Annotated in this window: 7 protein-coding genes and 2 pseudogenes; 4 read left to right on the top strand and 5 right to left on the bottom strand. The window is 48.7% G+C overall.

The genetic code is table 11. The annotated features are described in order from the left end of the window. Both C7K08_RS12320 and secG read right to left on the bottom strand, forming a co-directional pair. Positions 1–331 (bottom strand): annotated as a pseudogene (locus C7K08_RS12320) (amino acid permease); the annotation flags it as partial. Between the two features lie 27 nt (positions 332–358). Further along, positions 359–600, bottom strand: a pseudogene (gene secG, locus C7K08_RS12315) (preprotein translocase subunit SecG). 143 nt (positions 601–743) lie between these two features. On the opposite strand from secG, the gene C7K08_RS12310 reads away from it, so the two are divergent. The 3 genes from C7K08_RS12310 (at position 744) to C7K08_RS12300 (ending at position 2,560) form a co-directional block, all read left to right on the top strand. Beyond that, positions 744–989, top strand: coding sequence for a FitA-like ribbon-helix-helix domain-containing protein (locus tag C7K08_RS12310; protein ID WP_106500884.1), 246 nt, complete (start codon positions 744–746; stop codon positions 987–989). Continuing rightward, positions 986–1,399 carry a type II toxin-antitoxin system VapC family toxin gene (locus tag C7K08_RS12305; protein ID WP_106500883.1) on the top strand — a complete coding sequence of 138 codons (414 nt, stop codon included), beginning with the start codon at positions 986–988 and terminating at the stop codon, positions 1,397–1,399. Before C7K08_RS12310 ends, C7K08_RS12305 begins: the two co-directional genes overlap by 4 nt. Before the next feature lie 183 nt (positions 1,400–1,582). Next, positions 1,583–2,560, top strand: coding sequence for a hypothetical protein (locus C7K08_RS12300; protein ID WP_106500882.1), 978 nt, complete (start codon positions 1,583–1,585; stop codon positions 2,558–2,560). Positions 2,561–2,704: 144 nt separating this feature from the next. On the opposite strand, the gene C7K08_RS15255 is transcribed toward C7K08_RS12300, so the two are convergent. Beyond that, positions 2,705–2,941: a hypothetical protein gene (locus tag C7K08_RS15255; RefSeq protein ID WP_133165255.1), complete on the bottom strand. Its 237-nt coding sequence runs from the start codon at positions 2,939–2,941 to the stop codon at positions 2,705–2,707. 546 nt (positions 2,942–3,487) lie between these two features. After that, positions 3,488–4,747 carry a glycoside hydrolase family protein gene (locus C7K08_RS12285; protein WP_106500879.1) on the bottom strand — a complete coding sequence of 420 codons (1,260 nt, stop codon included), beginning with the start codon at positions 4,745–4,747 and terminating at the stop codon, positions 3,488–3,490. 100 nt (positions 4,748–4,847) lie between these two features. On the opposite strand from C7K08_RS12285, the gene C7K08_RS12280 reads away from it, so the two are divergent. Further along, the gene (locus tag C7K08_RS12280; RefSeq protein WP_106500878.1) at positions 4,848–5,408 is read left to right on the top strand and encodes a collagen-like domain-containing protein; all 561 of its coding nucleotides are present in this window, start codon (positions 4,848–4,850) and stop codon (positions 5,406–5,408) included. A 198-nt stretch (positions 5,409–5,606) separates the two neighbouring features. On the opposite strand, the gene C7K08_RS16670 is transcribed toward C7K08_RS12280, so the two are convergent. Continuing rightward, entirely contained in the window at positions 5,607–5,738 is a 132-nt protein-coding gene (locus tag C7K08_RS16670) for a hypothetical protein (protein WP_272867439.1), read from the bottom strand. Positions 5,739–5,930: the final 192 nt, after the last annotated feature.

The raw sequence follows: 5,930 nt of genomic DNA, 5'->3' as shown, positions 1-5,930 counted from the left end.
CCCCCAGGTTGTCGTGGGAAACCCGGTAGGAACCTCCTCCGCGCGGGTAAGCCTTGATTGTTTGACTGTAACTAACACCAACAATCACCATCAACAGCACGATCATTGCTGTGATCGGTAGGGTGTATTGCAGGGCAGCCGCGCCAGCTAAACTTAAAACAAGCACAATTTCTTGGCTGGCATAGGCCACCGAAGAAAGAGCATCAGAACTAAGTATTGCTAGCGCTTCTGGATTGCTAAGCCGCTCCTCTTCATGGGCACTGGTAGGCAGGGGATCGCCAAATAAAAAGTTTTTTAGGCGGTTCAAAGAAACATTTAATTTTACTGGCATTTTTTTTAATGGTTTATCAGATTAAGTTTAAACTTGAAATCTTTTAAGTAAGCCAGCCGAGCTCAATATTACTACAAGGCCCATAAATAATGCAAGCAAGTCCAGCTGATGCGATTCAGTGTATTTTCAGCGCTGCGAGCACTCGAAAACATTGAACTGCCCCTCGAGGCTAGCCCCCCAAGTCCATCTCCTTTTGGGCTGTGCAACAGCACTGAGATGATCCGTAAAACTGCTGTGGCGGCCCAAAGCCAGCCAAGAATAGCTAACAGTTGATACCTGCTTGTGGCCTGGGATAAAACGCAAAATCTTGCTGGCCCTACTGAGCCAATTGTTCCTACTACTCAAAGCATGATTGCCTAGCAACCAAAATGGATCTATAATGGTTTAACTGTTGCGAGGTCTGCTTTCTGCCATGGCCAAGAGCATTACCCTAAAGAACCTTCCAGATGCCCTCCACGCCCGGCTGGCAGCTGCAGCTAAGCGCAACAGGCGCAGCCTCAATAACGAGGCGATTGTTTGTTTAGAGACCGGCCTCGGCACTGCAAACCCATCTGTGGAGGTGCAATTAACCAGAATTAGAGCCTTGAGGGAAAGCCTCGGACCCCACAGCTTTGATCCAGATCAGATCGATGAGTTCAAGCGCCTAGATCGGCTTTGATCGTTGTAGACACCAACGTGCTGGCCTATTTGTTACTCCCCGGACCCAAGACAGACTTGGCAGAGGCACTTCTTGATCAGCAGCCCCAATGGGCGGCTCCGCCGCTATGGCGCAGTGAATTTCGCAATGTCCTCACTGGCTACCTGCGGCGTGATCGACTTCTCCTTTCTCAAGCCGTTGAACTAATGCAGGAGGCCGAGGAGATCCTTGCTGCTCACAACGAACCGGTGAGCACAGAACTGGTGATGCAACTGGTGAGCACCAGCACCTGCAGTGCCTATGACTGTGAGTTCGTTGCCACTGCCCAACAGTTGGACGTGCCGCTTATCACCGAGGACAAGGCGATACTTGTGGCCTTCCCGGTGGTGACTCAATCTCTGCAGCAAGCCACCTCCGGAGGCCACAGGTAGATGGCACCGGCCGGCTSCAGCACCTCGCCTTCTACTACTTCCAATTCAACCGTCGCTTCTCGATTGCTTAGGTCACAGAACGGCATCTCTGAGTTGCGGAGTCTTATKGGTAATTAAKTMTTCCCWTGTGCTTGATGAGGCACAGGCAACCGGCGGCAATAGCCAATAGTTGATATTCGCTTGATGGCTTGGGGTAAAACTCAAAACCTTATCGGCCCTGCTGGCGCTACTGGTATTGATGGGCCCCAGGGACCWSCWGGCCCAATCGTTCCTGCTACTCAAACTGTGATCGGTGCGGTTAAACCTGGAAWTGGTTTAACKGTTCAAGCTGATGGCACCCTTGATGCAGCTSAGACAAAACTTGTTTCTTCTAGATGGCAAACTTCAAGGTGGGTTGATTATCAAGGCACAAAATGTATTTATTCTCCGTCAATAACACAGCAGGTATCGGTTAGCGGAGATGATCCAACTTATGGCAATTGGAATCAAGTAGATGACAAGACAATGTTAAAGGTGATAACTATAAGAAGTTTATTAGAAAAGATCCCTGATGCAAAACAATTAAGTGGTGTAAGTTCAGATGGTACTTATCTGATTACTGGTATAACAATTATTCCTAATGAGCAGGGTGTCGCCAGGACTGATCTTCCCACCTGGAATCAAATAGGTGGTGCTGGATCAGATTGGGAGGCACGATTTTACAAGTCCCAACCTAATTTTTATGGAACAGAAGATCCAAACTGGAAGCAAACTGTTTTAAATGATATAAAAAACCGAGCTTATGGTCAGCCAGCTTGCGAGAATTTAATAGGAGAAATGAAGTTTGATCAAAAGGAAGATATATTTGACACTATGCCTGACGGTGATTCTGGYCTTACTCGCATGAGTGGCAGTAATTTATGTAAGCATTTTACGAGTATGTTCTCAGCTGCGCAAAATAGTATTGGTTTTGAAATCTGGATTGCATTTAAAATTGGCGCATCTGATTCTCTTACATGGCCTCAATATATGGCATATCAAGATTCTCAAGATCCACAGTACTRCAATCTCCATATGTCTACTGAATGGTCAGCATTCATTCACATGATGCCTTATGTTCAAAGYGGYATGCCAACAAGACTGGCTGCAAGAACATCYGGTGATAGCTTTAAAGCAGCTTAAACCGCTTCAATAAAGCGATAACAGGYGCAAGTTGYTTMARCGTATTGTCAATTGAGATCAACGTAACTTCGATCTTTTTAATACGCAACGCAATATCATCAATTCCATCAAGTGGTGATTGCGCAAGCTTGCTGAAATCCATAGTTACTGAGAAGCTGCTTGGAGGAACCGCCAGGCCGTTAAGCCGGTGGCGGTAACTGTGGCGGCTATTCGTGAAAACTTTTCTACGGTGCCATCGATTTGAGATTCAATATCAAGTTGCTGTTCTGTGTATGTTTGGCTAATGTCTGCAACAAGCCAAAACCAAAGGGGCTGGATTACATCTATAGGAAGATAAATGCTGTGGTTACTGGTGTATCTGTCAAAGGAATTTTTCACCATGATTCCGTTTGGGTYGTARAGCTGAACRTGTTGCACAYGCCAAAGAATCGTTAATTGCCTAAATTTCGATGGGATTGAAACTCGYWTCGTAAGATCTATTCTTCTATTTATAGTTGGGTTGTAAAACGAGATTTGATAGTCTGCATCTTCTGCAAGTTTATTAAACGGTGTCACTATTTCAGTGAGGCAGATCTTTATTTCTTTYTTATACGCCTTGCTGGCTGTTGGGRAGGTATTGCAGGTAATCGCCGGGCGATCTAACCAAGTTGTCTGCTTAACAACRAAACTCAGGCCCCAAAGCATTGCAATAAATCCACCGCCTACGGCCAGAATTACCTTTTGCTTACGGTTAATTTTGATCATTTTCTAGYTTCTTGGCCGGTGGTTCCTCTTTGCGCAAGTTGATACCYGCTGCTCCGATGGTGGAGCCMAGGATGCTGGCAATAAATGCAGCGTCAGGTTTCAAAACATTCAAATAACCTGCRGTCAAAATGCCAAGACTCCACACAAAAGCAGAGCCGATAATCCATTGCTGTAAGCGTGGATTCATRGCYGAAACGTTCTCGCCCAGCCAGAATTAGGGCCATCAGGCGTCCATCTRGCGGCCATCATCTTGCGGCTATAGATYGCGTTATTGCCGTTCTCTACTGGCCCTGAATAGCCATCRTTGCAGCTGCCRTAGGGATCATTCACCCTGAAATCACCAGAGCTAGTTAGGCCCCTAACAACAATCATGTGGCCGCCAATGGGGGCTGATTCACTACCGCGATGCAGGATSCCGCAAACAACGGGGCGGCCAGCGCGAATCTCTTTCTCTAAGGCGGCAATGCTGAAATCTGTATGCCAAGTGCTCTTTAGGCCGTAATCAGCAAGCAGRCGGCCCTGGGCTCCATGGTCTGTTGTATCTCCGTAACCACCATCAATCAACTTCTTTAGGTATTGATCATCTGAGGTAACGGCATCTGGYTTAAAGAACTCCAAAACCATTGCGCAACTGGAGCTATTGCAGGTGCGTTCTGATTGGGTGAAATTATCGGTTTGCGGCCAATAAGGAACTTTGAGATCAACCGGGCCAGTGGCGCTTATAGCGGCTGCCGGGGCCATAAATCCAGTCCAATGGCTTGGGAACASCCACCATTGCCCCTGGCCGAAAGGGAGCTCAATCAGCTTATGGCCGTCTGCTGCTTCTAAAACAATGCAGCCTTTGTATTCCTGCCCGGCTTCTATTTCTACTTTCTGATCGTCCTCTAAGTCGCTGCCGGCCAGGGGCACTTTTTTGAGCAGGGTTGCCTGCATCGCTTTGATATTTACAACTGGCTTTGCTGCTGYTGGAGCTCCCGGGCCGATGGCCCCCGGGCCTGTGGCCTCCGGGCCTGTGGCCCCGCTGCAGAACAGCTCAACTTCTGCGGCCCTACGGCGAACTAAGCCAGCTAGGCCGTTATTTGTCCAGCGGGGGAGCTCGGTTTTGGCTGTGGTGTTGGGATCTTTGCCTTCGTTTAGTTCTCGCAGCAGGGTGCTGTCTGCAAACGCCCCCTCCCCACAATTGAAAGTGAAGCTCACCAGGGCGTCATAGGCGCCTTGGCTTAGGGGGGCTGTTACGAGTTCATTAACGGCTTTCTCAAACCTCACCAGATCTTTAAGCAGCAGCGCCTCTGCTTCTGCTTCTGTAATYGWCATGCCCTCGTAAACATGGGGGCCCGTACTGCCTATGCCAATGGTCAGCACCCCAGCCGGGCAMAYATATGCTTTAAGTTCGCAACCCTCAAACTCTTTTATYAGCGYAAGTCCTTTGGCTGAGATCTTCATTTACGAGTTTGCGTTATTTACCTCTATTGCCGCATTTGMTCAGTATTAACTGGCCTTAACCCCAAGCTCGGCAAAAGCGTTTGTAACTGATCGGCTTTTTATGGCTTGGCTTGCTTCTGGTTCTTTAAAAGGCCCTACTGGCGCAGACGGTATCCAAGGCCCYATGGGTGTTCAGGGTTTACCTGGTGCTGATGGTGCAACTGGTGCCCAAGGCGTTCAAGGTGAAACTGGCCCCCAAGGTGARCCGGGTGTTGCTGGTGAACAAGGTATTCAAGGTATTCAGGGTGCTGCTGGTACTGGYATTAACTTCCGCGGGCAGGTAGCAACAGTTGCTGATTTRCCTGCTGGTGCAGCTCAAGGTGATGCCTACATCGTKCAAGCAGATGACAGCTTGCGTGTATGGGATGACACCACCAAAGCATGGGTAGATGGTGGCTCAATTCAAGGCCCCCAAGGTATTGCTGGTGAACAAGGCATCCAGGGTGCACAGGGTGAAGTTGGCCCTGCTGGCGCTCAAGGTGTAGAAGGCCCTGCTGGTGTGCAAGGTAGCCGTGGTACTGGTTGGTTTACWGGTACTGGCACACCAACAGAAGTGCCTGGTTCTATCCCTGGCGATATGTACTTAGAAACAGTTACCGGTGATGTCTACGTACTGAACTAAGACCCAAAGGGCCAAGGGCCTTAGGCCCAAGACCCACAGAGCCAAGGGCCATAGCTCAAGACCCAAAGCAAGCTGTATTCAAGGGAATCGCCTTTTCTTTGAATACAGCTCTTGCTTATTCAAGAGTCCTTTCTCAACGGGGGGATTTTTTTGCGAGCAACCGCAACATCTGCATAGATCGGGGAACACTGGCAGCAGTTACACCTCTGCAATGCTCACCACTGCTCGATCACCACAGAAACTTTCAGCGCTGCTTTGCTTGGCCTGGAAGATCTCAGCTTGCGGCTTACAGCAGCGGCCCTGCACGTTGCGGCTAATCCTGAGAAGCATCCACGCTTGCGGTTAATGCTTTCGGATCTCTCGGAGGTGATGCAATGCTGCGAAGATGATTTGGGGCTGTATCAGCAATAAAAACTGCTTGGCCTGATCTATAACAAGTGGCCTTGTTAGGAGCATCCAGCATACATCTTGGCAGCATATTTTGTTAGCTCGTCATCATATACCCGATACTCTGATTATAGC

Source organism: Synechococcus lacustris str. Tous (assembly GCF_003011125.1).
In the GTDB taxonomy this organism is placed as follows: Bacteria; Cyanobacteriota; Cyanobacteriia; order PCC-6307; family Cyanobiaceae; genus Synechococcus_D; species Synechococcus_D lacustris.
This window is presented reverse-complemented; position numbering and strand designations above follow the sequence as displayed.